This window comes from Clavibacter michiganensis subsp. tessellarius (assembly GCF_021922985.1).
In the GTDB taxonomy this organism is placed as follows: Bacteria; Actinomycetota; Actinomycetes; order Actinomycetales; family Microbacteriaceae; genus Clavibacter; species Clavibacter tessellarius.
In genome coordinates, this window is sequence record NZ_CP040788.1 from 1,960,176 (window position 1) to 1,984,071 (window position 23,896).

Annotated in this window: 19 protein-coding genes; 7 read left to right on the plus strand and 12 right to left on the minus strand. The window is 72.6% G+C overall.

The genetic code is table 11. From position 1 onward, the window contains the following. Positions 1-172: 172 nt before the first annotated feature. Positions 173-1,060 carry a succinate--CoA ligase subunit alpha gene (sucD, locus tag FGG90_RS09010; protein ID WP_094127863.1) on the minus strand — a complete coding sequence of 296 codons (888 nt, stop codon included), beginning with the start codon at positions 1,058-1,060 and terminating at the stop codon, positions 173-175. A 27-nt stretch (positions 1,061-1,087) separates the two neighbouring features. Continuing rightward, complete coding sequence (sucC, locus tag FGG90_RS09015) at positions 1,088-2,251, minus strand: ADP-forming succinate--CoA ligase subunit beta (RefSeq protein WP_094127860.1); 1,164 nt, start codon at positions 2,249-2,251, stop codon at positions 1,088-1,090. Positions 2,252-2,488: 237 nt separating this feature from the next. Between sucC and FGG90_RS09020 the strand changes: the two genes are divergently transcribed. Together FGG90_RS09020 and FGG90_RS09025 are read left to right on the plus strand one after the other, a co-directional pair. After that, on the plus strand, positions 2,489-3,310 hold the full coding sequence (locus FGG90_RS09020) for an oxygenase MpaB family protein (protein WP_094127857.1): 822 nt from the start codon (positions 2,489-2,491) through the stop codon (positions 3,308-3,310). Between the two features lie 200 nt (positions 3,311-3,510). Continuing rightward, positions 3,511-5,382, plus strand: coding sequence for a hypothetical protein (locus tag FGG90_RS09025; RefSeq protein WP_165771376.1), 1,872 nt, complete (start codon positions 3,511-3,513; stop codon positions 5,380-5,382). Here FGG90_RS09025 and FGG90_RS09030 read toward each other — a convergent pair. Together FGG90_RS09030 and FGG90_RS09035 are read right to left on the minus strand one after the other, a co-directional pair. Next, positions 5,354-7,804, minus strand: a complete 2,451-nt coding sequence (locus tag FGG90_RS09030; protein WP_094127851.1) for an ATP-dependent helicase — start codon at positions 7,802-7,804, stop codon at positions 5,354-5,356. The two genes, FGG90_RS09025 and FGG90_RS09030, sit on opposite strands and share 29 nt — an antisense overlap. A gap of 237 nt (positions 7,805-8,041) precedes the next feature. Then, positions 8,042-9,151: a glycerophosphodiester phosphodiesterase family protein gene (locus tag FGG90_RS09035; RefSeq protein ID WP_094127848.1), complete on the minus strand. Its 1,110-nt coding sequence runs from the start codon at positions 9,149-9,151 to the stop codon at positions 8,042-8,044. A 131-nt stretch (positions 9,152-9,282) separates the two neighbouring features. Here FGG90_RS09035 and FGG90_RS09040 point away from each other — a divergent pair, with 131 nt between their 5' ends. Then, positions 9,283-10,086 carry a Bax inhibitor-1/YccA family protein gene (locus FGG90_RS09040; RefSeq protein ID WP_094127845.1) on the plus strand — a complete coding sequence of 268 codons (804 nt, stop codon included), beginning with the start codon at positions 9,283-9,285 and terminating at the stop codon, positions 10,084-10,086. 101 nt (positions 10,087-10,187) lie between these two features. Here the strand turns inward: FGG90_RS09040 and guaA are convergent, their stop codons facing one another. The 8 genes from guaA to guaB form a co-directional block, all read right to left on the minus strand. Next, entirely contained in the window at positions 10,188-11,768 is a 1,581-nt protein-coding gene (guaA, locus tag FGG90_RS09045; RefSeq protein WP_094127842.1) for a glutamine-hydrolyzing GMP synthase, read from the minus strand. Further along, a complete protein-coding gene (locus FGG90_RS09050) occupies positions 11,765-12,319 on the minus strand; it encodes a DUF3817 domain-containing protein (protein ID WP_094127839.1) in 555 nt (184 codons plus the stop codon). Before FGG90_RS09050 ends, guaA begins: the two co-directional genes overlap by 4 nt. 9 nt (positions 12,320-12,328) lie before the next feature. Next, a complete protein-coding gene (locus FGG90_RS09055) occupies positions 12,329-13,315 on the minus strand; it encodes an SURF1 family cytochrome oxidase biogenesis protein (protein ID WP_094127836.1) in 987 nt (328 codons plus the stop codon). Next, the gene (locus tag FGG90_RS09060) at positions 13,315-14,853 is read right to left on the minus strand and encodes a cation:proton antiporter (RefSeq protein ID WP_094127833.1); all 1,539 of its coding nucleotides are present in this window, start codon (positions 14,851-14,853) and stop codon (positions 13,315-13,317) included. The genes FGG90_RS09055 and FGG90_RS09060 overlap by 1 nt, the downstream gene beginning before the upstream one ends. 3 nt (positions 14,854-14,856) lie before the next feature. Next, complete coding sequence (locus tag FGG90_RS09065; protein WP_043668926.1) at positions 14,857-15,390, minus strand: cation:proton antiporter regulatory subunit; 534 nt, start codon at positions 15,388-15,390, stop codon at positions 14,857-14,859. Positions 15,391-15,489: 99 nt separating this feature from the next. Then, positions 15,490-16,608: a GuaB3 family IMP dehydrogenase-related protein gene (locus FGG90_RS09070; RefSeq protein WP_094127830.1), complete on the minus strand. Its 1,119-nt coding sequence runs from the start codon at positions 16,606-16,608 to the stop codon at positions 15,490-15,492. Continuing rightward, on the minus strand, positions 16,601-17,635 hold the full coding sequence (locus FGG90_RS09075) for a hypothetical protein (protein ID WP_210433043.1): 1,035 nt from the start codon (positions 17,633-17,635) through the stop codon (positions 16,601-16,603). The genes FGG90_RS09070 and FGG90_RS09075 overlap by 8 nt, the downstream gene beginning before the upstream one ends. A 270-nt stretch (positions 17,636-17,905) precedes the next feature. Beyond that, entirely contained in the window at positions 17,906-19,408 is a 1,503-nt protein-coding gene (gene guaB / locus FGG90_RS09080) for an IMP dehydrogenase (RefSeq protein ID WP_094127827.1), read from the minus strand. Between the two features lie 237 nt (positions 19,409-19,645). Here guaB and FGG90_RS09085 point away from each other — a divergent pair, with 237 nt between their 5' ends. Genes FGG90_RS09085 through FGG90_RS09100 form a run of 4 tightly spaced genes read left to right on the plus strand, consistent with a single transcriptional unit; the run spans position 19,646 to position 23,755 of the window. Then, positions 19,646-21,106, plus strand: a complete 1,461-nt coding sequence (locus FGG90_RS09085) for a branched-chain amino acid ABC transporter permease (protein ID WP_094127825.1) — start codon at positions 19,646-19,648, stop codon at positions 21,104-21,106. Between the two features lie 6 nt (positions 21,107-21,112). Then, complete coding sequence (locus FGG90_RS09090; protein WP_094127822.1) at positions 21,113-22,084, plus strand: branched-chain amino acid ABC transporter permease; 972 nt, start codon at positions 21,113-21,115, stop codon at positions 22,082-22,084. Next, positions 22,077-23,000, plus strand: coding sequence for an ABC transporter ATP-binding protein (locus FGG90_RS09095; RefSeq protein WP_094127819.1), 924 nt, complete (start codon positions 22,077-22,079; stop codon positions 22,998-23,000). Before FGG90_RS09090 ends, FGG90_RS09095 begins: the two co-directional genes overlap by 8 nt. After that, positions 22,997-23,755, plus strand: a complete 759-nt coding sequence (locus tag FGG90_RS09100) for an ABC transporter ATP-binding protein (protein WP_094127817.1) — start codon at positions 22,997-22,999, stop codon at positions 23,753-23,755. Before FGG90_RS09095 ends, FGG90_RS09100 begins: the two co-directional genes overlap by 4 nt. Positions 23,756-23,896: the final 141 nt, after the last annotated feature.

Sequence of the window (23,896 nt, forward strand, 5' to 3'; positions counted from 1 at the left end):
CTCGACGACCCTACCGGCCGGCCCCTGCGCGGCCCGTCGGCGGACGGGCGCGCCGGGGAAGGCGCGCTCCGTCCGGGTGGGGAGGAGCGGCCCGCGACCTGCGGCGGACGACGACGGCCCGCATCCGGGTGGATGCGGGCCATCGTCGTCGCCCTCGCGGGCGGATCCTGCTCTACAGCGCGGCGAAGACCTCGCGCAGGAGGTTGGCCGTCTCGGTCGGCGTCTTGCCGACCTTCACGCCGGATGCCTCCAGGGCCTCCTTCTTGCCCTGCGCCGTGCCGCTGCCGCCGGAGACGATGGCGCCGGCGTGGCCCATGGTCTTGCCCTCGGGGGCCGTGAAGCCCGCGACGTACGCGACGACCGGCTTGGTGACGTGCGCCTTGATGTACTCGGCCGCGCGCTCCTCGGCGTCGCCGCCGATCTCGCCGATCATGACGATGGCGCGCGTCTCCGGGTCGGCCTCGAACGCCTCGAGCGCGTCGATGTGCGTGGTGCCGATGATGGGGTCGCCGCCGATGCCGATGGCGGTCGAGATGCCGAGGTCGCGCAGCTCGAACATCATCTGGTACGTGAGCGTGCCCGACTTGGAGACGAGGCCGATGGGGCCGGCCTCCGTGATGGTGGCGGGGATGATGCCGGCGTTCGACTTGCCGGGGCTGATGATGCCGGGGCAGTTCGGACCGACGATGCGCGTCTTGCCGCCCGTGCTCTTGGCGTGCGACCAGAACTCCGCGGAGTCCTTGACGGGGATGCCCTCGGTGATGACGACCGCGAGCGGGATGGCCGCGTCGATGGCCTCCACCACGGCGCCCTTGGCGAACGCCGGCGGGACGAAGATGACCGACACGTCGGCGCCCGTCTCCGCCATGGCCTCGGCGACCGAGCCGAAGATCGGGAGCTCGACGCCCTCGATCGTGACGGTGCTGCCGGCCTTGCGCGGGTTGACGCCGCCGACGACCTTGCTGCCGGACGCGAGCATGCGGCCCGCGTGCTTGGTGCCCTCGGAGCCCGTGAGGCCCTGGACGATGATCCTGCTGTTCTCGTCGAGAAGAATCGACATCTATCTGTTCCTGTTCTCTCTCGGGAGTTAAGCGGCGGCCAGCTCGGCGGCCTTGTCGGCCGCCTCGTCCATGGTGCCGACGACGGTGACGAGGGGGTGGGCGCGCTCCTCGAGGATGCGACGGCCCTCCTCGACGTTGTTGCCGTCGAGGCGGACGACGAGCGGCTTGGTGGCGGCGTCGCCCAGCTTGTCGAGCGCGCCGACGATGCCGTTCGCGACCGCGTCGCACGACGTGATGCCGCCGAAGACGTTGACGAAGACGCTCGTGACCTGCTCGTCGCCGAGGATCACGTCGAGGCCGGCCGCCATGACCTCGGCCGACGCTCCGCCGCCGATGTCGAGGAAGTTCGCGGGGCGCACGCCGCCGTGCTGCTCGCCGGCGTAGCTGACGACGTCGAGCGTGGACATGACGAGGCCCGCGCCGTTGCCGATGATGCCGACCTGGCCGTCGAGCTTGACGTAGTTGAGGTCGGACTCCTTGGCCTTCGCCTCGAGCGGGTCGGCGGCGGCCGCGTCCTCGAGCGCCGCGTGGCCCTCGTGGCGGAAGCCGGCGTTCTCGTCGAGGGTGACCTTGCCGTCGAGGGCGATGATGTCGCCCGACTCCGTGAGGACGAGCGGGTTGACCTCGACGAGCGTCGCGTCCTCGTCGCGGTAGACCCACCAGAGGCGCTCGAAGACGGGCGCGACCTTGGCGATGAGCTCGTCGGGGAAGGACGCCGCGCGGGCGATCTCCTCGGCCTTGGCGGCGTCGATGCCGGCGACCGGGTCGATCTCGATGCGGGCGAGGGCCTCGGGCCGGGTGACCGCGAGCTCCTCGATCTCCATGCCGCCCTCGTAGCTGGCGAGGCAGAGGTAGGAGCGCTCGGCGCGGTCGAGGAGGATCGAGAAGTAGAACTCCTGCGAGATGCGGGCACCGGCCGCCACCATCACGCGGTGCACGGTGTGGCCCTTGATGTCGAGCCCGAGGATGGACTGCGCCGCCTCGTACGCCGCGTCGGCGCTCTGGGCGACCTTGACGCCGCCGGCCTTGCCGCGGCCGCCGGTCTTCACCTGCGCCTTCACGACCACGGTGCCGCCCAGCTTCTCCGCCGCGGCGCGCACCTCCTCGGCGGTGTCGGCGACGATCCCCGGGAGGACCGGGACGCCGTAGGACTCGAAGAGGTCCCTGGCCTGGTATTCGAAAAGATCCACGCGTGTCATCCCATCCGCACCCGCGCCAGGCGGTACGTGCGTCGTTCGAGGCTGCGGTGCCACGACCGTCTGGTGGCGGCACCCGGTGTGTTGCGGCTGGTCGGCCCGCGTGCTGCCCGCCCGGAGGGGCCGGCCCGCCGCGTCGACGACCGTGGAGAGCCTATCGGTTCGCGCGTCGGCCGACCCGGGCCGGCGGATCCCGTGCGCCGACGCCGCCTGGGGAGGGAGACTGGGGGGATGAGCCCGAGGACGCACCCGGCCCGGCGACGAGGCGGGTCGATCCGCGACGTCGCGGGCGAGGGGATCCTGCTCGCCGCGGGGGGCCGCGCGATCCTCCTGCAGGTCGCCGACCCGGCTGTCGCCCGCGGCGTCGCGGAGCACAGCGACTTCGCGTCCCGGCCGCTCGATCGGCTCGAGGGCACGCTCGGCTACATCTACGCGGTCGTCTTCGGCTCGCCCGCGGAGGTCGCGCGCGCCCGGCGCATCGTCGGTCGCGCGCACGCGCCCGTGCGGTCGGACGCGCCCGCCGCCGACGGATCCGCACCGGCCTACTCCGCCTACGACCCCGACCTGCAGCTGTGGGTCGCGGCGACCGTCTACGACAGCGCGGTGCTGATGTTCGAGACCGCCTTCGGTCCGCTGCCGGAGGAGGAGGCCGATCGCGTCCACCGCCAGTACGCCGTGCTGGGCACGGCGCTGCAGGTGCCCGAGGGACGGTGGCCGGCGGATCGCGTGGCGTTCCGCGCCTACTGGGAGGAGCGGATCGCGACGCTCGAGCCCACCGCCGACGCCCGTCGCATCGCGCGCGCCCTCCTCCGCCCGGACGGCGGCCCGATCCGGCTCCGTGTCTTCATGCCGCTGGCGGCGCTCGTGACCGCGTCGCTGCTGCCGCCGCGGATCCGCGCGGGCTTCGGCCTGCGGTGGGACGCCCGCCTCGAGCGTCGCGCGACGCGGGCGATCGGCGCGATCCTCGTGGTGTACCGGCGCCTGCCGCGACGGCTGCGGGAGTCGCCGCGCACGCTGATCTCCCGGCGGTACGCACGCCGGGACGCCGGGTAGCCGGACGCGCCTCGGGTCCACCCCGCGCCTCCTGCACAGGCACCGGCCGTCCCCCGGCCTCCCCGAGGCGGGTCCCCCGCCCGGCAACGGGAGGTCTGCCGGGGCACCCTCCGGCCATGACCCGCTTCCGCGCCCCGTCCCCCGCCCGCCGTCACGCGAGGATCCGCCCACCGGGCCGCCCGCGATCGCGCCTCCTCGCCGTGGCCGTCGGCATCGGTCTCGCCCTCGGTATCGCGGCGAGCGCCGTCCCACCCGCGCAGGCGCTCACGGCCGTCGCGCACGGCATCGGGTACTCGTCCCACGGGGACGGCAGGTGGTTGGGGTCCTACCGGCTCGACGACGGGCGCCTGGGCTTCTGCATCGACGTCGGGCTCGCCGCGCCGCCCGGCCACGACTACGCACCCGTCGACGATGCGGGCCGCTCGCCGGACGATCGTGCCCGGCTCGCGTACATCGCCCGCGAGTGGGCCGGGTCCGACGATCCGGACACCGCGGCCGCCGGCCAGCTCGCCACCTGGAGCATCACCGGCCTGGGCGGGCACGACCTCGGGTGGTACGCGGCCCGCGCGGGCGATCGAGCCGGAGTCGTGGAGTCGCGCGCCCGCGACATGCTCGCCGAGGCCGAGTCGGCCTCGGGGGCGTCGCGCTCGGTCGCCGCGTCGGCGAGCGCCGTGCTCGGCGACGACGGTCGCGGGACCGTCCGCGTCGACCTGCGCGCCGACTTCCTGGCGACGGGTCCGACGGCCGTCCCCCCGGGTAAGCGGACCGGGACGGTCCAGCTCGACGGCGCGACCTTCGCCGATGGGAGCACGACGGCGCAGATCGCGGACGGGGTGGACACGGCCATCCGCGCCACCGGGACGGATCCGACGATGCACGTGCGCGTCCGCGCCGCCTTCACCGCGCTCCCGTACGGGGACGCCCTCGACGTCGTCGGCGACGGCGGCGCCTCCCAGGGGCTCGTGCTGGCCCGCCCGGCGGACGCGCGGGCGGAGGCGGAGGCGGACGCCGCGGCCCCGAGCCCGCTGCCCTTCGCCCCTCGCGTCGAGACCCGCACGTCCCGAGCCGTCGCCCACGCGGGCGACGTCGTCACGGACGCCCTCCACGTCACGGCGGACTCCGCAACGGGCTCGACGCCCGTCTCCGCCGGCTGGGGCATGACCCGGCGACCCGACGGCGGCCTCCGCCCGGTGCCGGTCACCGTCCGCAGTCGACTGCTCGGCCCGTTCCCCGAGCAGGTGGGGCCCGAACGCGACGAGGTCCCCGCCGACGCGCCGGAGGTCTGCCGGGTCGCGACCCTCGTCGACCACGGACCCGGCGACTACGTCGCACCTCCGTGCACGCTGCCGTCGGGCGGCTACTACACGTGGGTGACGTCCGTCTCCCCCGAGGACACGTCGGTGGCGGACGGCCGGTCGCGCGTCCTCCCGTGGCGCTCGACGTTCGCGTCGGCGTTGGAGACGACGCAGGTCCCGCACGCACCGACCATCGGCACCACCGTGGCGGCGAAGGAGGTCACCGCGGGCGACTGCCAGGAGGACACCCTTCACGTCGCGTCGTTCTCGGGGACCGGACCGGTCCCGGTGAGGGTGCACCTCGTCGGGCCCTACGCCTCCGCGCCGACCGACGGGGCGCCCGTCTCCCCGAGCGACCTCGACGGGGCGGCAGCTCGATGGGCCGAGGTGACGCTCACCGACGACGGCGACGTCACGACGCCGTGCATCCGGGTCGACGCTCCGGGCTGGTACGTCGCGGTGCTGGACAGCCCGGGACGACCCGCCTCGGACGCGGACGGAGCGGCCGTCGCGCCGTTCTCCGACACCGTCGCCCACGCGAGCGAGACGTTCCACGCGAGTCCGCCGCCCACGGCGACAGGATCAGCTCCGCCGGCGCGCCACGAGCTCGCCATGACGGGTGGCGGTCCCGGCATCACGGCGCCGGTCCGATGGTCGGCGCCCCAGCTCGCGGTCGTCGCGTCGCTCGTCGGCCTGCTCGGCGCCGTCGGGGTCGGTTTGGGACGCACCGGCCGACGACGCGCGTCGGCTAGAGCTTCTCGATGGGCGCGATCTTGATGAGCAGGCGCTTCCGGCCGGCCGGGCCGTCGAACTGCACCTCCGCGATCCGCTTCCGCCCCTCGCCGGTCACGGCCGTGACGCGTCCGTCGCCGAAGTCGGTGTGGCGGATCCGGTCGCCGAACGCGAGCTCGAGGTCGCCGTTGTCGCGGACCTGCCCCGTGACCGTGTTGGCCCACTGCGTCTTCGGCCGGGGCGGCGGCGGCAGGGCGGGATCCTCGAAGCCGCTGGAGGATCGGGACCGCCCGCCGTACCCGCCGCCCTCGCGGCGTGCGTTGAGCGCCCGGGGCTGCGTGCCGCCTCGCGAGGTCGCCATCCCCGGGGACTGCTTCCAGTCGATGAGCTCGGCGGGGATCTCCTGCAGGTACCGGCTCGGCATGGCCACGTTGACCTCGCCGAACTGGGCGCGGGTCATGGCCAGGGAGATGAAGAGCCGGCGCCGGGCGCGCGTGATGCCCACGTAGAACAGCCGGCGCTCCTCGGCGGGGCCGCCCGGCTCGTTGGCGGACATGCGGTGCGGGAGCAGGTCCTCCTCGACACCGGTGAGGAACACCGAGTCGTACTCGAGGCCCTTCGCGGTGTGCAGCGTCATCAGCGACACCGTGCCGCTCGAGTCGTCGAGCTCGTCGGCGGCGGCCACGAGGGAGACCTCCGTGAGGAAGTCGACCAGCTGGCCCTCCGGGTTGTTCCGCGAGAACTCCTTCGTGACGGCGACGAGCTCCTCGACGTTCTCCGCGCGCGCCTCGTCCTGCGCGTCCTTGCTCGCACGCAGGGCCTGCACCAGCCCGCTCTTCTCGAGGAGCGTCGTCACGAGGTCGCCGACGGAGGTGCGCCCCTCCGGCCGGTCCGGATCGAGGAGGACGGCGACCTCGTCGAGCATGCGGGAGAGCGTGAGGATGGCCTGCGTCACCTTCGGACCGAGCCCCAGCTCGGACGCGCGGCGCATGGCCTCGCGGAAGGTCACGCCGTGCGCCTCGGCGAAGTTCGCGAGGGCCGTCTCCGTCGCCGGGCCGATGCCGCGCTTGGGGGTGTTGAGGATGCGGCGGAGGGCCAGCACGTCGGCGGGGTTGGCCACCGCGATCAGGTACGCCATGGCGTCCTTGATCTCGGCCCGCTCGTAGAACTTCGTGCCGCCCATGATCCGGTACGGCACCGCCGAGCGGATCAGGATCTCCTCCAGGGCCCGGGTCTGCGCGTTCGTGCGGTAGAACACCGCGATCTCGGAGTAGGCGGTGCCCTCCTCGTGCAGCTTCTGGATCTCGTCCGCCACGAACTGCGCCTCGTCGTGGCCCGAGTACCCGGTGAAGCCGATGATCTTGTCGCCGTCGCCGATGGACGTCCACAGCTTCTTGTCCTTGCGGTCGAAGTTGTTCGAGATGACGGCGTTGGCGGCGGTGAGGATGTTCTGGGTCGAGCGGTAGTTCTGCTCGAGGAGCACGACCTTCGACTGCGGGAAGTCGCGCTCGAACTCGGTGATGTTGCGGATGTCCGCGCCGCGGAAGGCGTAGATCGACTGGTCGCTGTCGCCCACCACCGTGAGCGACGCGCCGTCGATCCCGCCCATGCCGTTCGTGGACATGCGCGTGTCGACCGGCACGTCCTCCGGGGCGACGGCGCGCGTCAGCTCGCGGATGAGCGAGTACTGCGCGTGGTTGGTGTCCTGGTACTCGTCCACCAGCACGTGGCGGAAGCGCCGCTGGTAGAGCGCGGCCACCTTCGGGAACGCGCGGAAGAGGAAGACGGTCTGGCCGATGAGGTCGTCGAAGTCGAAGGCGTTGGCGGCCGCGAGCGAACGCGTGTACTGCCGGAAGATCTCCACGAACATCGCCTCGGCGGGGTCGTTGAAGTTCGCCGTGCGCGCGAACGTGTCCGCGTCCGAGAGCTCGTTCTTGAGCTTCGAGATGCGGCCGGAGACGGACGAGACCGTGAAGCCGAGCGTGTCCGCGTCGAGCTGCTTGATGATCCGCTTGATGAGCACGCGGCTGTCGGCGGAGTCGTAAATGGTGAAGTTCTGGGTGAAGCCGAACGCCTCGGCCTCGCGGCGCAGGATCCGGACGCACGCGGAGTGGAACGTGGAGATCCACATGCCCTCGGACGCCTGTCCCAGGAGCGACTCGACTCGCTCGCGCATCTCGGCGGCGGCCTTGTTCGTGAACGTGATGGCGAGGATCTGGCTGGGCCACGCCTCCCGGGACTCGATGAGGCTCGCGATGCGGTGGGTGAGCACGCGCGTCTTGCCTGACCCGGCGCCCGCGACGATGAGGAGCGCCGGACCGCGGTACACGACGGCCTCGCGCTGCTCGGGGTTCAGCCCCTCCAGGAGCGGATCCGACGGGGCTCCCGCGCCTCCTGCGGTGCCCGACCGGCCGTCGAGGATGATCGGCGTGCTGGAGGGGGGAACGGCGGCGGAATCGGCACTCATGTCGGCTTCGATCCTAGGCGCTGCCCCCGACGGACCCCGGGGCGGGACCGACTGCCGGCTGCAAGCACGAGCACCAGCACCAGCACCAGCACCAGCACCAGCACCAGCACCAGCACCAGCACATGATGCGGAGCGGCGAGCCGGCGCCCTGCGCACTGCGCACGGCGCACGACCGCGGCCGGGCGCGCCGTGCGCTCCGCCGGCCGGCACTCCGCGCGTGACCGCGGCGCCCCCCTCCTACCGGGCGACCCCGTCCGCCCCGTCCGCCGCGTCGGCCGCATCCGCCGCATCCGCCGCGTCCGCACGGTCGGCCACGAGCCGCACCGCGAGATCGGGGTGGTCGGCGAAGACGCCGTCGACGCCCGCGTCCAGGAGGCGCCCCCAGTGGGCGCGGTGGTCGCCGTGGTCGGACTGCGCGCCGGGGCCGCGCAGGGGCCGGGGCAGGAACGCGTTCTCCGGGCGGAGGGTCCAGGTGAAGACGGAGAGGCCCACGCGGTGCGCCCGCTCGACCAGGTCCGAGACGGGGGCGTCGCCCGCGTGCGCGACCCCGCGGAAGCCGGCCGCAGCGCAGATCCGCTCGACCCCGACGCTGATCCCGTCGACGTCCGCGGCGAGCGCCGCCAGCCCCGCGTCGGTCAGCTGCTCGTCGAACGTGATCGCGCCGTCGCCGTGGCGCGCGACCTCGTCGATCGCGGCGCCCCGGCCCTCGAGCAGGTAGACGAGCCGAGCCTGGACCCCCCGCTCGCGGACGCGCAGCAGCACGTCGCGCTCGAACGACTCGATGGTCAGCCGCGACGCGTCCGACGCCCATCCGTGCGCCTCGAGGTCGCGGGCGAGCAGCTCGTCGAGCGGCATGCCGAGGCCGGCGAAGTGCGTCGCGTGCTTGATCTCGGCGACCATGCCGAACGGGCGGCCGAGGCGCGTGGACTCCTGGTCGATGATCCGCAGGAGGTCCGGCAGCGAGAGCACCGTCTCCTCGTCGTCGTGCGCGGCGCTCGCGGGTCGGGCCGCCGGGATCCGCTCGCGGCAGCGCAGCGTGCGGATCTCGGCCCACGTCATGTCCTCGGTGAACCAGCCGGTGCGCTCGACGCCGTCGACGACGCGCGTGGCCCGACGGTCGGCGAACTCGGGCCGGTGGGCGACGTCGGTGGTGCCGGACAGCTCGTTCTCGTGCCGGATGACGAGCACGCCGTCCGACGAGGCGACGAGGTCGGGCTCGACGGCGTCGGCGCCCTGGGCGAAGCCGAGGCGGACGGCGGAGGCGGAGTGCTCGGGGCGGTAGCCGCTGGCTCCGCGGTGGGCGATGACGAGGGGGCGGGGGCGGGAGGCGTGATGCACGCCGCGCACGCTACAGGCGCCGGGTGGACGGCGAGCGCGTACTCATCTGGGGAAATACACGGCTCGGACGAGTGGTCTCCCAGCCTGGCCAGCTAAATTGATCGCGATCACGTTCATCCACCATCGAGAGTAGAAGGATCATGGCCAACCCCACGTTCTCCAACAACCCGGTCTTCAACGGCCGAGGTGCGACGCCCACGAGGGATGTGACCCCGGAGAGCCTCGACGAGCTGTACGCCCGCCCGTCCGCGACGGCCTCCGAGACCGACCGCATGACCTTCGAGGACACGACCGTCAAGACGGTCAGCCTGCTCGCGATCGTCGTCGTGCTCGGCGCGGTCGCCTGGTTCTCGGGCCCACTCGCGCTCCCCCTCGCCATGCTCGGCGCCATCGGCGGCCTCGTGCTCGGCCTCGTCAACTCCTTCAAGAAGGAGCCGTCCGTCCCGCTCATCGTCGCGTACGCGGCGTTCGAGGGACTGCTGGTCGGCGGCATCTCGCGCGTCTTCGAGGGCATCGCCCCCGGTGTCGCGACCCAGGCACTGCTCGGCACCGCCGCGGTCTTCGCCACCGTGCTGATCCTGTTCCGCAGCGGCAAGATCCGGGCGTCCGCGAGGGCCACCAAGATCTTCATGATCGCGATGATCGGCTACGCGCTGTTCTCGCTGGTGAACTTCGCCCTCATCGCGTTCGGCGCCATCCAGAGCCCGTATGGCGTGCGCGACGTCGTGATCTTCGGCATCCCGCTCGGCGTCGTCCTGGGCCTGCTCGCGGTCGTCCTGGCCTCGTACTCCCTGGTCCTCGACTTCGACTTCATCCAGCGCGGCGTCCGCTCGGGCGCCCCGCGCCGCTACGGCTGGACCGCGGCGTTCGGCCTCGTGGTCACCATCGTGTGGCTGTACGTCGAGCTGCTCCGCCTGTTCGCCATCCTGCGCGGCAACAACTAGCGCCAGCGCCGGTCCGCGGCACAGCACCGCGGACCGGCAGGACGACGAAGGCCGCTCCCCTCGGGGAGCGGCCTTCGTCGTTCACGGCGTGCGCGGGAGGATCACTCCCACTCGATGGTGCCCGGCGGCTTCGACGTGACGTCGAGCACGACGCGGTTCACGCCGTCGACCTCGTTCGTGATGCGGTTCGAGATGCGCGCGAGCACGTCGTACGGGAGGCGCGTCCAATCGGCGGTCATCGCGTCCTCGCTGGAGACGGGGCGCAGCACGATGGGGTGGCCGTAGGTGCGGCCGTCGCCCTGCACGCCGACCGAGCGGACGTCCGCCAGGAGCACGACGGGGCACTGCCAGATCTCACTGTCGAGGCCCGCGGCCGTGAGCTCGGCGCGCGCGATCGCGTCCGCCTTGCGCAGCAACTCCAGGCGCTCGGCCGTCACCTCGCCGACGATGCGGATGCCGAGGCCGGGCCCGGGGAACGGCTGGCGGCCCACGATGACCTCGGGGAGGCCCAGCTCGCGGCCGATCGCCCGCACCTCGTCCTTGAACAGGGTGCGGAGAGGCTCGACGAGCTCGAACTTGAGGTCCTCGGGGAGGCCGCCCACGTTGTGGTGGCTCTTGATGTTCGCGGTGCCCGTGCCGCCGCCGGACTCCACCACGTCCGGGTAGAGCGTGCCCTGCACGAGGAAGCGGATGGGCTCGCCGTCGGCCTTCGCCTCGAGCACGAGCGCCTCGGCGGCGCCCTCGAACGACCGGATGAACTCGCGGCCGATGATCTTGCGCTTGGCCTCGGGATCCGTGACGCCCGCGAGGCCGTCGAGGAACTGCTCGGCCGCGTCGACCGTGACGAGGCGGACGCCCGTGGCGGCCACGTAGTCCTCCTCGACCTGGCGGCGCTCGTCGTGGCGGAGGAGGCCGTGGTCGACGAAGACGCAGGTGAGCTGGTCGCCGACCGCGCGGTGCACGATCGCCGCCGCGACCGCGGAGTCGACGCCGCCGGACAGTCCGCAGATGACCTTCGCGTCGCCGACCTGGGCCCGGATGCGCTCGACCTGCTCGGCGATGACGTTGCCGCTGTTCCAGTCGCCGGGGATGCCGGCGGCGCGGTGCAGGAAGTTCTCGAGCACGGCCTGGCCGTGCGCGGAGTGCTTGACCTCGGGGTGCCACTGCACGCCGTACAGGCGGCGCTCGTCGCTCGCGAAGGCGGCGACGGGCGTGGACGCGCTGGAGGCGAGGACCTCGAAGCCCTCGGGCGCCTTCGACACGGAGTCGCCGTGGCTCATCCACACGGTCTGGTCGTCGGGCTGGCCGTCGAGCAGGGTGCTGCCGGGCGTGAGCGTGACGGCGGTGGATCCGTACTCGCGCTGCCCGGTGTGGGCGACCTCGCCGCCGAGCGCGCGGGCCATGACCTGGAAGCCGTAGCAGATGCCGAGCACGGGGACGCCGAGGTCGAGGATCCCCTCGTCGAGGCCGGGCGAGCCCTCCTCGTAGACGCTCGACGGGCCGCCGCTGAGGACGATGCCGGACGGGTCCTTCGCGCGGATCTCCTCGGCCGTGATCGTGGACGGCACGATCTCCGAGTACACGTTGGCCTCGCGGACGCGGCGGGCGATCAGCTGCGCGTACTGGGCGCCGAAGTCGACGACGAGGACGGGGCGCTGGTTCGTGGGGTTGTCGACGCTCAAGTGGTGGCCTCCGTGGTGGTGGTCGGGTCGATGGGTCGGGGATCCGCGTCATCTCGGTCGTGGGCGTCGTCGCGGGCGGCGGCGGACGCGCGGCGGGGTGCCTCGAGCTTCGCGATGACCTCCCGCACCTGGCGGGCGATGCGCGACTCGACGACGAAGGAGAGGAACGGCACGACGCCGCCCGCGGCGATGAGGATGAAGCGGGTGAACGACCAGCGCATCTTCTGCCAGAGCAGGAAGTCGCTGATGAGGTAGACGACGTAGATGTTGCCGTGGACGATCTGGATGATGAGGCTGAGGTTCGTGCCCGTGAGGGTGTCGGCCGGCGACAGCGCCAGGAAGCCCGACGGGCCGTTCAGCTCCAGCTCGTAGCCGGCGCCGGCGAGGTACTGCAGGGATCCGTCGACGAACTGGAAGCCCGGCAGGTACTTGAAGCCCATCTCCACGACGAGGAGCAGGAGGAACGCGCCGGTGATGAACGCCATGACGCGGTAGAAGCCGAGGACCCTCCGGATCTGCGGGACGTCGGAGCGCTTGAGTCCGTAGGCCATGCGTGGATCCTACCGGTCGGCGTCTGCGCGGCTCCCGCGTCCGGGAGCGCCGACGGCGTCGTCGCGGTCGCCCTCGGGGAGCGGACCGTCGTCGACCTCGTCGTCGTCCTCCTCGTCCTCGTCCCGGTATCCCGGCTGCTCGCGCGTCCACGCGTCGCGGACGGTGCGGTACCAGATCACGATGGCGAAGATCGCGAAGACGGCCCACTCGGCCGCGTAGAAGATGTTGAGCCAGTTGAGCTGCACGGCCTCGCTCGGCGGCGGCGAGTCGATGGCCTGGAGGCCGGCGACGGGCGTCGACGCGACGATGAAGCCGTTGTAGACGTCGCCCACGTCGCCCGGCCAGAGGTTGACGAGGGCGGAGGTGGCGAGGCGCGTCATGCGCGTCGGGTCCTGGCCGGATCCGGGCGGCTCGGGCGACTCGCTCGGCAGGAAGCGGCCGACGATCTGCGCGTCGCCGGTCGGGGCGCCGACGCCCGCGTTCAGCGCCGCCGCGACGTCCGCGGCGTCGGCGTCCGTGGCGGCCCAGCCGAGGGCGACGGGCACGCTGTCGGGCAGGCCGCCGTCCGCGTCGCCGCCGGGCGCGCCCGCGTCCGAGATGGCGAGGTGGCCGACGACCCACGCCCCGGTGCGGCCGTCGTTGAGGCGGTCGGACACCACGACGTAGTCGCCGGGCACCAGGGATCCGGACACCGTGACCATGTGGCCCGCCGAGCGGTCGGTCACGTAGCCCTGCGGCTCGACGAGCGTGCCGAGCGGGAGCGCGGTCTCGGTGTCGCGCTCGATGACGACGCCGGACTCGACCGCGCGCGCCAGCTGCCACTGGCCGAGGGCGGCGAAGCCCGCCGCGATGAGGAGCGCGAGCGCGAGGAGGGCGATGAAGCGCGGGCGACGGGCCACCTGGCCGACGGTGGGTCCGACGGTGGCCGGGTCGTCGCCGGCGGGGCGGGCGGATCCGGCGGCGCGGCCGGAGCGGGGATCGGGTGCGGAGGTCATCAGTAGTCGGGTTCCCGTTCGCGGGTGGGCGGTGTCCAGGTGTCGTGGTCGGACTGCTGGCCGGCCTGCTCGGCGCGGCGCCGGTCGGGGGCGGGATGCGCGTCGGCGTCGGCGTCGGCCGGGCCGGCGTCGTCCGCGGCGGCCCCCGCGCCCCGGGCCGCGGGCGGGCGGCGGGCGACGTCGGCCTCGGGGCCGGTGCCCGGCGTCGTGCCGCGCGCGGCCGTGCCGGCGCGGGAGGGCGCGACCGCAAGGCCGTCGTCGTCGGCCGGGGAGACCGCGTCCCCGCGCTCCGCCGCCTCGAAGAGCGCCAGCGCGCCCGCCCGCTCGGCGTCGCGCTCGGCCTTGGCGGCGGCGCGCTTGGTGGCGGAGCGGTAGCGCGTGGGGAGCACGGCCGTGCCGATGCGCACGGAGTTCGCGGCGAGGAGCGGCCCCATGATCGCCATCACCAGCACGTAGAGGCCCGCGAACGGCTGGATCCGCTCGTCGAGGCCCGCCGACAGCGAGAGCGTCGCGAGGATGAGAGCGAACTCGCCCCGGTTCTGCAGGATGAACGCCGTGTTGATCCCGGCCTGCGCGCCGTGCCCGTTCAGCCAGGCGACGAACTGGCCGGCGATGAGGTTGAGCGTGACGGTCATCACCACGGCGACGAGCACGGGGATCACGACGGTGGGGAACTCGCGCGGGTCGAGCGCCAGGCCGAAGTTGAGGAAGAAGAACGCGCCGAAGACGTCGCGCAGCGGGATGGCGATCTGCTCGATGCGGTTGCGCATGCGCGTCGCCCCGAGCACGAGGCCGATGAGGAACGCGCCGATCGCGTCCGTGACGCCGAGGACCTCGCCGATGCCGCCGAACAGGATCGCGAGGCCGAAGAACAGGACGGTGAACAGCTCCACGTCGCGCGTGCGCATGAAGCGCGACAGGAACGCGCCGCCCTTCCGCGCCGCCGTGAACATCACCACGAGGAACGCGAACGAGATCGCCAGCTGGCCGACCACCGCCCACGGCTCCGTCTGGCCGCTCAGCACGACCGAGACGATGGCGAGGTACACGGCGATGAAGATGTCCTCGACCACCGTGACGCCGAGGATCATGGGCGTCTCGTCGTTCGCCAGGCGGTTCAGCTCGATGAGGAGCTTCGTGACGATGGCGCTCGACGACGTCGCCGTCATGCCCGCGATGACGAGCGCCTCCCGCGTGCCCCAGCCGAGCGCGAAGCCGAAGGCGAACCCGACGCCCATGTTGATGAGCACGTACGAGCCGCCGGAGACGATGAGCTTGCCGGCGTTGCCGAAGAACTCGTCCTGGTCGAACTCGAGCCCCAGGTTGAACAGCAGCAGGATCAGGCCGAAGACGGCGATGAGCTCGATGTCGCCCGAGGCGAAGTCCAGCGGGAACCACTCGACGCTCGGGCTCGCGAGGAGGCCGACGAGCATGTAGATGGGGATCGCGGGCAGGCCGATGCGCTTGCCGAGCTGGCCGAACGCGTAGGCGAGGACGAACAGCAGGCCGAGGACGATGAGGTCGAGGCCGTGGTGCACCCGCTACCCTCCGTCCGGCGCGGAGCCGGAGGCGGGGCGGTGCGGGAACTCGCCCGTCCGGTAGAACGCGAAGGCCTTGGCGACCTTCTCGGGGGACCCGGCGACCACGAGCGTGTCGCCCGGGTAGACGGTGAAGTCGTCCGACGGCGCCGGGTTCGCGGACTCGCCGCGCACGACCGCGACCACCGTGAGGCCGACGACGCCGCGGGACGCGAGGTTGCCGAGCGCCTGGCCGGCGATGTGGTCGTCGTAGTCGACCGTGAACCAGTCGATGCTGAGGCCGGGGATCTGGTCGAGCTTGTCGAGCGACTCCGTGATGCGCGTGCCGCCGAGGAGCTCGGCCAGCGTGTGCGCCTCGTCTTCGCTGAGCCGGAGCGACACCTTCTGCGTGTCCGGCCCGTCCTGCTCCTCGGAGAAGGTGATCAGGTCGCTGTGGCCGGAGCGGTGGGCGATGACGCCGACCTTGCCCCCGTCGTCGGTGATGAAGGTGTGCAGCACGCCGACACCCGGCAGCTTGACGCGACGGACCTCCGCCATGCGCGCACCTCCCTCTTCCTGTGGATCACAACGCGGGCCGCGCCCCGCATGTTCCCGCGCCGCCGGGGCGACCGGGCCGGCCGGGCGGCCGGACGCGGACTACTTGCCGTACGGCGCGACGACGACCTCGACGCGCTGGAACTCCTTGAGGTCGGAGTAGCCGGTGGTGGCCATGGCGCGGCGCAGGGCGCCGACCAGGTTGGCGCTGCCGTCGGCCGTGGTGGACGGGCCGTAGAGGATCTGCTCGAGCGGCGCCACCTGGTCGACCCGCACGCGGTGGCCGCGCGGCAGCTCGGAGTGGTGCGCCTCGGCGCCCCAGTGGTAGCCCTGGCCAGGCGCGTCCGTCGCGCGGGCGAGCGTGGAGCCGAGCATGACCGCGTCGGCGCCGACCGCGATGGCCTTGACGATGTCGCCCGAGCTGCCGAGCCCGCCGTCCGCGATGACGTGCACGTAGCGGCCGCCGGACTCGTCCATGTAGTCCCGGCGGGCGCCGGCGACGTCGGAGAGGGCGGTGGCCATGGGCGCGTGGATCCCGAGGGTGGAGCGCGTGGTGGACGCCGCTCCCCCGCCGAACCCGACGAGCACGCCCGCCGCGCCCGTGCGCATGAGGTGCAGGGCCGCCGTGTAGGTGGCCGCGCCGCCGACGATGACGGGGACGTCGAGCTCGTAGATGAACTTCTTGAGGTTGAGCGGCGCCGCGCCCTTCGAGACGTGCTCGGCGGAGACGGTGGTGCCGCGGATGACGAAGAGGTCGACGCCGGCCGCGACGACGGTCTCGTAGTGGTCGGCGGTGCGCTGGGGCGAGAGCGCCGCGGCGACGACGACGCCGGCCGCCCGGATCTCGGCGATGCGCGCCGTGATGAGCTCGGGCTTGATGGGCTCCGCGTAGATCTGCTGCATTCGCGCGGTGGCCGACTCGGGCGGGAGCGAGCGGATCTCCTCGAGCAGCCGCTCGGGGTTCTCGTACCGGGTCCAGAGGCCCTCGAGGTCGAGCACGCCGACGCCCCCGAAGCGGCCCATCGCGATGGCCGTGGCCGGCGAGACCACGGAGTCCATGGGCGCCGCGAGGAACGGGATCTCGAACTGGTACGCGTCGATGGACCACGAGACCGACACGTCCTGCGGGTCGCGCGTGCGCCTCGACGGGACGATGGCGATGTCGTCGAACGCGTACACGCGGCGGGCGCGCTTGGCGCGGCCGATCTCTACATCACTCACCCCCACAGCCTAGCGGCGGCCTCCTGCGCGGCCGGTCGCCCGAGGGCGGGTGCGCACCCGGAGCGGCGGCGTGCGCCGATCGCCGCTCGGGCTCGAGGCCCGCGTGGAGGAGGAGGGCGCGCAGGCGCCCGGCACCCAGGACGTCGCGCTCGGCGACCTCGACGACGCGCCAGCGGCCATCCGCTCCCTCCGCGTCGCCCCGGGGCTCGGTGCCCGCGCCAACGGGCGGAGCGGCGCGGCAGGACGGCGCGAGGATCCGCAGCGCCACCCGCTCGCGGGGCCAGCCCAGGGAGACCCGCCCGCGCCCGGGCACGTGCGGCGCGATCACGGGGGCGGGGAGCCCGGCCTCGTGGGCGACGCCGCGGGCGACGGACTCGACCGCGGAGGCGGCGGCCCCGTCGGCCGCCGCGACGAGCGCCTCGGACCGTCGGCTCCAGGGGCCGGGCCCGCGCAGCGCGCGCTCCGCCTCGAGCTCGGATCGGGTGGCGCGCACGGGACACCCCGCGGCGAGCGCGGCATCGAGCGCGACGATGCCGTGGGCGAACCACCCGGGACCGCGCGGAGCCGCGGACCGGACGGCCTCCATCGCCGCGTCGTGGGAGGCGGCGAGCGCGGAGGCGGCGAGGCCCGGCGCGCGGATCCCGTCGGCCACCGGGACCAGCGCCGACCGCCCCTGCGCGGGATCCCGCACGATGCGCGTCCCCGCCCGTCGCCCCGGCGGCGCGTCCGGCAGGTCGAGCAGCGTGACGAGCGTCGGCCAGGGCGCGATCCGCGGCAGGCCGTGCACGGCGGCCGCCGACGCCCCGCCCAGCACGAGCGGGGTCGCCGAGGTGCGGGCGAGCGCGCGGATCCGCAGCAGGTGCCGCTCCCGCGCCGACACCGCCTCCCAGGCGCGCCGATCCACGTGGACGCCGGCCCGCAGCCGCACGAGCTCGCCGCGCGCCTCGGCACGCGCGACCGCGGCGGCGTCGGCACGCTCCTCCGGCCCGCCCGACGCGGGGACGGTCGGCGCGGGAGCGTCCGGCACGGACCCCGAGAGGATCAGCACGACGCCGGGCGGCCCGAGTCCCCGGGAGCGGGGATCGTCGGACGGCGGGGAGGGCGGGCAGGTGGGCGGATGCGACGGCATGCGGGCAGTGTCGCCGCCGCGCCGGCCCGGGCATCCGCGCGCCGGCGACGCGCCGGAAGCGCGCGCCCTCCCCGCGCCTGTGGGGGAGGCCCGGAGACGCGAGGAGGGGCCGGTGCGCGATGCACCGGCCCCTCTACTCCCCCGCGCGGGATCCGCGCGGCACCGAACTCAGCGCCGGTAGTTGGGCGCCTCGACGACCATCTGCACGTCGTGCGGGTGGGACTCCTTGAGCCCGGCCGCGGTGATCCGCACGAAGCGGCCGCGGTCCTTCAGCTCGCCGACCGTGCGCGCGCCGACGTAGAACATCGACTGCCGGAGGCCGCCGGTGAGCTGGTACACGACGTTCGCGAGGGATCCGCGGTAGGGCACCTGGCCCTCGATGCCCTCGGGGATGAGCTTGTCGTCGCTCGGGACGTCCGCCTGGTAGTAGCGGTCCTTCGAGTACGAGGTCTTCGTGCCGCGCGTCTGCAGGGCGCCGAGCGATCCCATGCCGCGGTAGCTCTTGAACTGCTTGCCGCCCACGAACATGAGGTCGCCGGGGCTCTCGTCGCAGCCGGCGAGGAGGCTGCCGAGCATGACGGTGTCGGCGCCGGCGACGAGCGCCTTCGCGATGTCGCCCGAGTACTGGAGGCCGCCGTCCGCGATGACGGGGATGCCCGCCGCGCGCGCCGCGAGCGACGCCTCGTAGACCGCGGTGACCTGCGGCACGCCGACGCCGGCGACGACGCGCGTGGTGCAGATGGATCCGGGGCCGACCCCGACCTTGATCGCGTCCGCGCCGGCGTCGATGAGCGCCTGCGCGCCCGATCGGGTGGCGACGTTGCCGCCGATGACGTCGACGTGCGAGGTGGCCGGGTCGGTCTTGAGGCGGCGGATGATGTCGAGCACGCCCTTGCTGTCGCCGTTGGCGGTGTCGACCACGAGCACGTCGACGCCCGCCTCGACGAGCGCGAGCGCCCGCTGCCAGGCGTCGCCGAAGAAGCCGATGGCCGCGCCGACGCGGAGGCGCCCCTCGGCGTCCTTCGTGGCGTCCGGGTACTGCTCCGACTTGTCGAAGTCCTTGACCGTGATGAGGCCGCGCAGCTTGCCCGCGTCGTCCACCAGCGGCAGCTTCTCGATCTTGTGCTCCGCGAAGATCGCGATGGCGTGGTCCGGGTCGATGCCGACGCGGCCGGTGATGAGCGGGGTGCGCGTCATGACGTCGCGCACGAGAGTGGTCGCCGCCTGCACGGGCGAGACGAAGCGCATGTCGCGGTTCGTGATGATGCCGACGAGCGTGCCGTCCGACTCGACGACCGGGAGGCCGGAGACGCGGAACTGGCCGCAGAGCGCGTCGACCTCGGCGACCGTCGCGTCGGGGCGCGTGGTGACCGGGTTCGTGATCATGCCGGACTCGCTGCGCTTCACCTTGTCGACGAAGGCGGCCTGGTCCTCGATGGAGAGGTTGCGGTGGATCACGCCGAGCCCGCCCTGGCGGGCCATCGCGATGGCCATGCGCGCCTCGGTGACGGTGTCCATCGCGGAGGAGAGGAGCGGAGCGGCGACGCTGATGTTGCGCGTGAGGCGGGAGGTGGTGTCCGCCTCGCTCGGGATGACGTCGGTGTGCCCCGGCAGGAGCATCACGTCGTCGTAGGTGAGGCCGATGACGCCGAACGGGTCGGACTGATCCAATTTCCCTCCAGGGGATAGAGATGCGGATGGTGGGGCCGGGGGACCGCGTCGGCGACCGGTGTCTCGATGTTAACGGCCACGGACGTGCGCTATTCCCGCGATAGCACGCCACCACGCGGTACAGGCGCGAAACATCCAGGACATAATCAGCACGTACTGTCAACCAACGTCGTCCTGACGGTAGTCGCGGCGCCTGCGCGGATCTCACCATCCGCCGGCTCCCCCCATGGAGGTCTAGTGATAGCCACTGGTTCGGCCGGAGCGCGCGCGCAGCGCGTCTGGGCCCTGATTCTCGCGGTGGCGTTCGCCTGCGCCGCGCTCGTCCTCTCGGCCCCGGCCGGCGCCCACGCGGAGTCCCGCGCGGCACCGCAGGCGGTCGACCCGGCCACCGCCGAGCAGTCGCTGCTCGTGTGGGTGCGCGCCGACGCCGACAAGACCGGCATCGCCGGCGTCACCGTGAAGGTGTCGGGCGGCGGCGTCGAGGCGACGGGCGTCACCGGAGCCGACGGCAAGGCCGAGGTCGGCCTCGCGGCGCCGGGCTCCTTCACCGTCGAGGTCGACGAGTCGACCCTGCCCGAGGGCGCCGGCGTGCCCCGCGCGGGCTCGAGCCCGCGCGAGATCGACGTCGCGCCCGGCAACACGGGCGTCCCGGCCTTCTTCTTCGTCTCCCCCGACGCGGCGGCGGGCGGATCCGGCGCCTCGACCCCCGCCCCGAGCGCCAGCACCGGGGCCGGCACGTCCACCGGCGGCGAGACGGCGGCGCCCGACACCGAGACCGGCGCGGTCTCCGGCACCGCGGAGCCCGTCACGCAGAACAACTTCTGGAAGATCTTCTGGCCCAAGGTGGTGACGGGCCTCATCTTCGGCCTCCTCCTCGCCCTCGCCGCGATCGGCCTCTCCCTCATCTACGGCACGACGGGGCTCAACAACTTCGCGCACGGCGAGCTGGTCACCTTCGGCGCGCTGATGGCGTACCTGTTCAGCAACCTGCTCGGCCTCAACCCGGTGCTCGCGATCGCCATCACGGTGGTCCTCGGAGGCGCGTTCGGGTACGTGCAGGACGCGGCCATCTGGAAGCCCCTGCGGAAGCGCAGCCTCGGGCTCGTGCCGCTGATGATCGTCACCATCGGCCTCTCGCTCGCGCTCCGCTACCTCTTCCAGTTCCTCTTCGGCGCCGACCGCCTGACGCTCCCCAACAGCCCGGCGCCCTTCCTGGTGGTCGGCCCGGTGAGCCTCAAGTTCACCGACGTCGCCGGCGCGGTCGTCTCGATCGTGCTGCTGCTGGCCGTCGCGTACGTGCTGCTCTACACGAAGATCGGCAAGGCCACCCGCGCCGTCTCCGACAACCGCTCGCTCGCGGCCGCCTCCGGCATCGACGTGGAGGGCGTCATCCGCGTGGTCTGGGTCGGCGGCGCCGCCCTCGCCGCGCTGTCCGGCGTCTTCATCGCCTACTACCAGTCGCTGCGCTGGGACACGGGCGCGTCCATCCTGCTGCTCGTCTTCTCGGCCGTCGTCCTCGGCGGCCTCGGCACGGCGTTCGGCGCCCTCATCGGCTCGATCGTGATCGGCGTCTTCATCAACGTCAGCACCATGGTCCTGCCCGAGAACATGAAGTACGTGGCCGCGCTCGTGGTCATGATCGTCATCCTGCTCATCAGGCCCCAGGGCATCCTGGGCCGGAAAGATCGGATCGGTTAGCCGCGCATGAACACCAACTTCATCTTCCTGGCGATCGGCGAGATCTTCTCGCCCACCACCGCGGCGTACGCGCTCGCGACGGTCGGCCTCGTGGTGCACTTCGGCTTCACGGGCCTGCTCAACTTCGGCCAGGCCGGATTCATGGCCATCGGCGGATACGCGTTCGCCGTCACGGCGGTCATGTACGACTGGCCCGTGTGGGCGTCCCTGCTCGCGGCCATCGTCGCCTCGACGGTCTTCGCGCTCATCCTCGGCATCCCCACGCTCCGGCTGCGGGCGGACTACCTGAGCATCGTGACCATCGCGGCCGCGGAGATCATCCGGCTGAGCGTCAAGACACCCGAGTTCTCGGACGTCACGGGCGGCTCCGAGGGCATCAACGGCGCGGCTGTCGGCTTCAACGAGCTGAACCCGCTGCCCGAGGGCCGCTTCGGCGCCGGCGTCCTCACCTACTCCTCCGACCAGTGGTGGATCCGCATCGTCGGCTGGGGCCTCGTCGGCATCGCCTGCCTCCTCGTGTACCTCCTCATGCGCAGCCCCTGGGGCCGCGTGCTGAAGGGCGTGCGCGAGGACGAGGACGCGGTCCGCGCGCTCGGCAAGAACGTCTACTCCTACAAGATGCAGGCGCTCGTGCTCGGCGGCGTGTTCGGCGGGCTCGCGGGCGTGGTCTTCATTCTCCCGAGGTCGCTGCAGCCCGACAACTACGGCACGCAGCTCACGTTCTTCCTCTACACGATCATGCTGCTGGGCGGTGCCGCGACGATCTTCGGCCCGGTCGCCGGCTCGATCATCTTCTGGGTCACGCTGTCGCTCTCCGACGGCCTGCTCAGCCTCGCGGTCTCGAACGACTGGCTGCCCATCTCGAGCACCCAGCAGGGCCCGATCCGCTTCATCATCGTGGGCGTCGCGCTCATGCTGCTCGTGATCTTCCGACCACAGGGCATCTTCGGGAAGAAGAAGGAGACGCACTTTGCCTGACAAGACCCCGGTCTCGGCCATCCTCGACGGCGACGCCGGGCCCGGCTGCGCCAAGAAGGACCCGATCATCGTCGCGCACGGCGTCAGCCGCCAGTTCGGCGGCCTCACGGCGGTCGACGTGGAGCACCTCGAGATCCCGCGCGGATCCATCACCGCGCTCATCGGCCCGAACGGCGCCGGCAAGACCACGTTCTTCAACCTGCTGACCGGCTTCGACAAGCCGAACACCGGCCGGTGGGAGTTCTCCGGGCGCGACCTCGCCGGGATGAGCGCGTTCCGCGTCGCCCGCCTCGGCATGGTGCGCACCTTCCAGCTCACCAAGGCGCTCGGCGGCATGACGGTGCTGGAGAACATGCGCCTCGGCGCCACCGGCCAGGGCGGCGAGAACTTCTTCTCCGCGCTGATCCGTCCGGTGTGGCGCAAGAAGGAGGACGCCATCACGGAGCGCGCCCGCGGGCTCCTGAGGAAGTTCAAGCTCGACGCCAAGGAGGAGGACTACGCGGCCAGCCTCTCCGGCGGCCAGCGGAAGCTCCTCGAGATGGCCCGCGCCCTCATGACCGAGCCCGAGCTCGTCATGCTCGACGAGCCCATGGCCGGCGTGAACCCCGCGCTCACGCAGTCGCTGCTCCACCACATCCTCGACCTCAAGACCGAGGGCATGACCGTGCTGTTCGTGGAGCACGACATGCACATGGTCAACGAGATCGCCGACTGGGTGGTCGTCATGGCCGAGGGCCGCATCGTCGCCGAGGGCCCGCCCTCGACGGTGATGAGCGACCCGGCCGTCATCGACGCCTACCTCGGCGCCCACCACGACACCGACCTCGGCACCCTCACGGGCCAGCGCGAGGTGGCGAAGGACATGGACTCCGACCTCGTCAAGGACGAGATCGAGAAGGAAGCGGCAGACAAGTGACGACAGAGCGGGTCCTCCAGACCACCGACCTCCACGCGGGCTACCTGCCCGGGGTCAACATCCTCAACGGGTGCAACGTGCACGTCGACAAGGGCGAGCTCGTCGGCATCATCGGCCCGAACGGCGCGGGCAAGTCCACGCTCCTGAAGGCGATCTTCGGGCAGGTGCAGGTGCGCGGCGGCAGCATCGAGCTGAACGGCCAGGACATCACCGGCCTCAAGGCCGACAAGCTCGTGTCGCGCGGCGTCGGCATGGTGCCGCAGAACAACAACGTGTTCCCCACGCTCACCATCGACGAGAACCTGCAGATGGGCGTCTACCAGAAGCCGAGGATGTACAAGGAGCGGCTGGCGTTCGTCACCGACCTGTTCCCGGAGCTCGGCAAGCGGCTGAAGCAGCGCGCCGGATCCCTGTCGGGCGGCGAGCGCCAGATGGTCGCCATGTCGCGCGCGCTGATGATGGACCCCACCGTCCTGCTGCTCGACGAGCCGTCGGCGGGCCTGTCCCCCGTGCGCCAGGACGAGACGTTCATCAACGTGGCGCAGATCAACCGCGCGGGCGTCTCCGTGATGATCGTCGAGCAGAACGCCCGACGCGCGCTGCAGATCTGCGACCGCGGCTACGTGCTCGACCAGGGCAAGGACGCGTACGAGGGCCGCGGGCGCGAGCTCATGAACGACCCGAAGGTCATCGAGCTGTACCTCGGCACGCTCGCGGCCGACCAGGAGAAGGCCAAGGCGGCGCCCCAGCCCTGATCCGCCCTCCCGTACGACACGACGCGGCATCCCTCCGGGGGTGCCGCGTCGTCGTGTGCGGGGCGCGAGGGGGGGTGGGCCGCGTCGTCGTGTCCGGCACGACGAGGGGGCCGCCGTCGAGCCGGCGTCCCGCGTGAGGAC

Excerpts from the sequence above, each read along its gene's own strand:
- FGG90_RS09090 (WP_094127822.1), top strand. The coding sequence starts at position 21,113 with ATGAACACCAACTTCATCTTCCTGGCGATCGGCGAGATCTTCTCGCCC.
- FGG90_RS09030 (WP_094127851.1), bottom strand. The coding sequence starts at position 7,804 with ATGAGTGCCGATTCCGCCGCCGTTCCCCCCTCCAGCACGCCGATCATC.
- FGG90_RS09050 (WP_094127839.1), bottom strand. The coding sequence starts at position 12,319 with ATGGCCTACGGACTCAAGCGCTCCGACGTCCCGCAGATCCGGAGGGTC.
- FGG90_RS09065 (WP_043668926.1), bottom strand. The coding sequence starts at position 15,390 with ATGGCGGAGGTCCGTCGCGTCAAGCTGCCGGGTGTCGGCGTGCTGCAC.
- FGG90_RS09040 (WP_094127845.1), top strand. The coding sequence starts at position 9,283 with ATGGCCAACCCCACGTTCTCCAACAACCCGGTCTTCAACGGCCGAGGT.
- FGG90_RS09055 (WP_094127836.1), bottom strand. The coding sequence starts at position 13,315 with ATGACCTCCGCACCCGATCCCCGCTCCGGCCGCGCCGCCGGATCCGCC.
- FGG90_RS09020 (WP_094127857.1), top strand. The coding sequence starts at position 2,489 with ATGAGCCCGAGGACGCACCCGGCCCGGCGACGAGGCGGGTCGATCCGC.
- sucD (WP_094127863.1), bottom strand. The coding sequence starts at position 1,060 with ATGTCGATTCTTCTCGACGAGAACAGCAGGATCATCGTCCAGGGCCTC.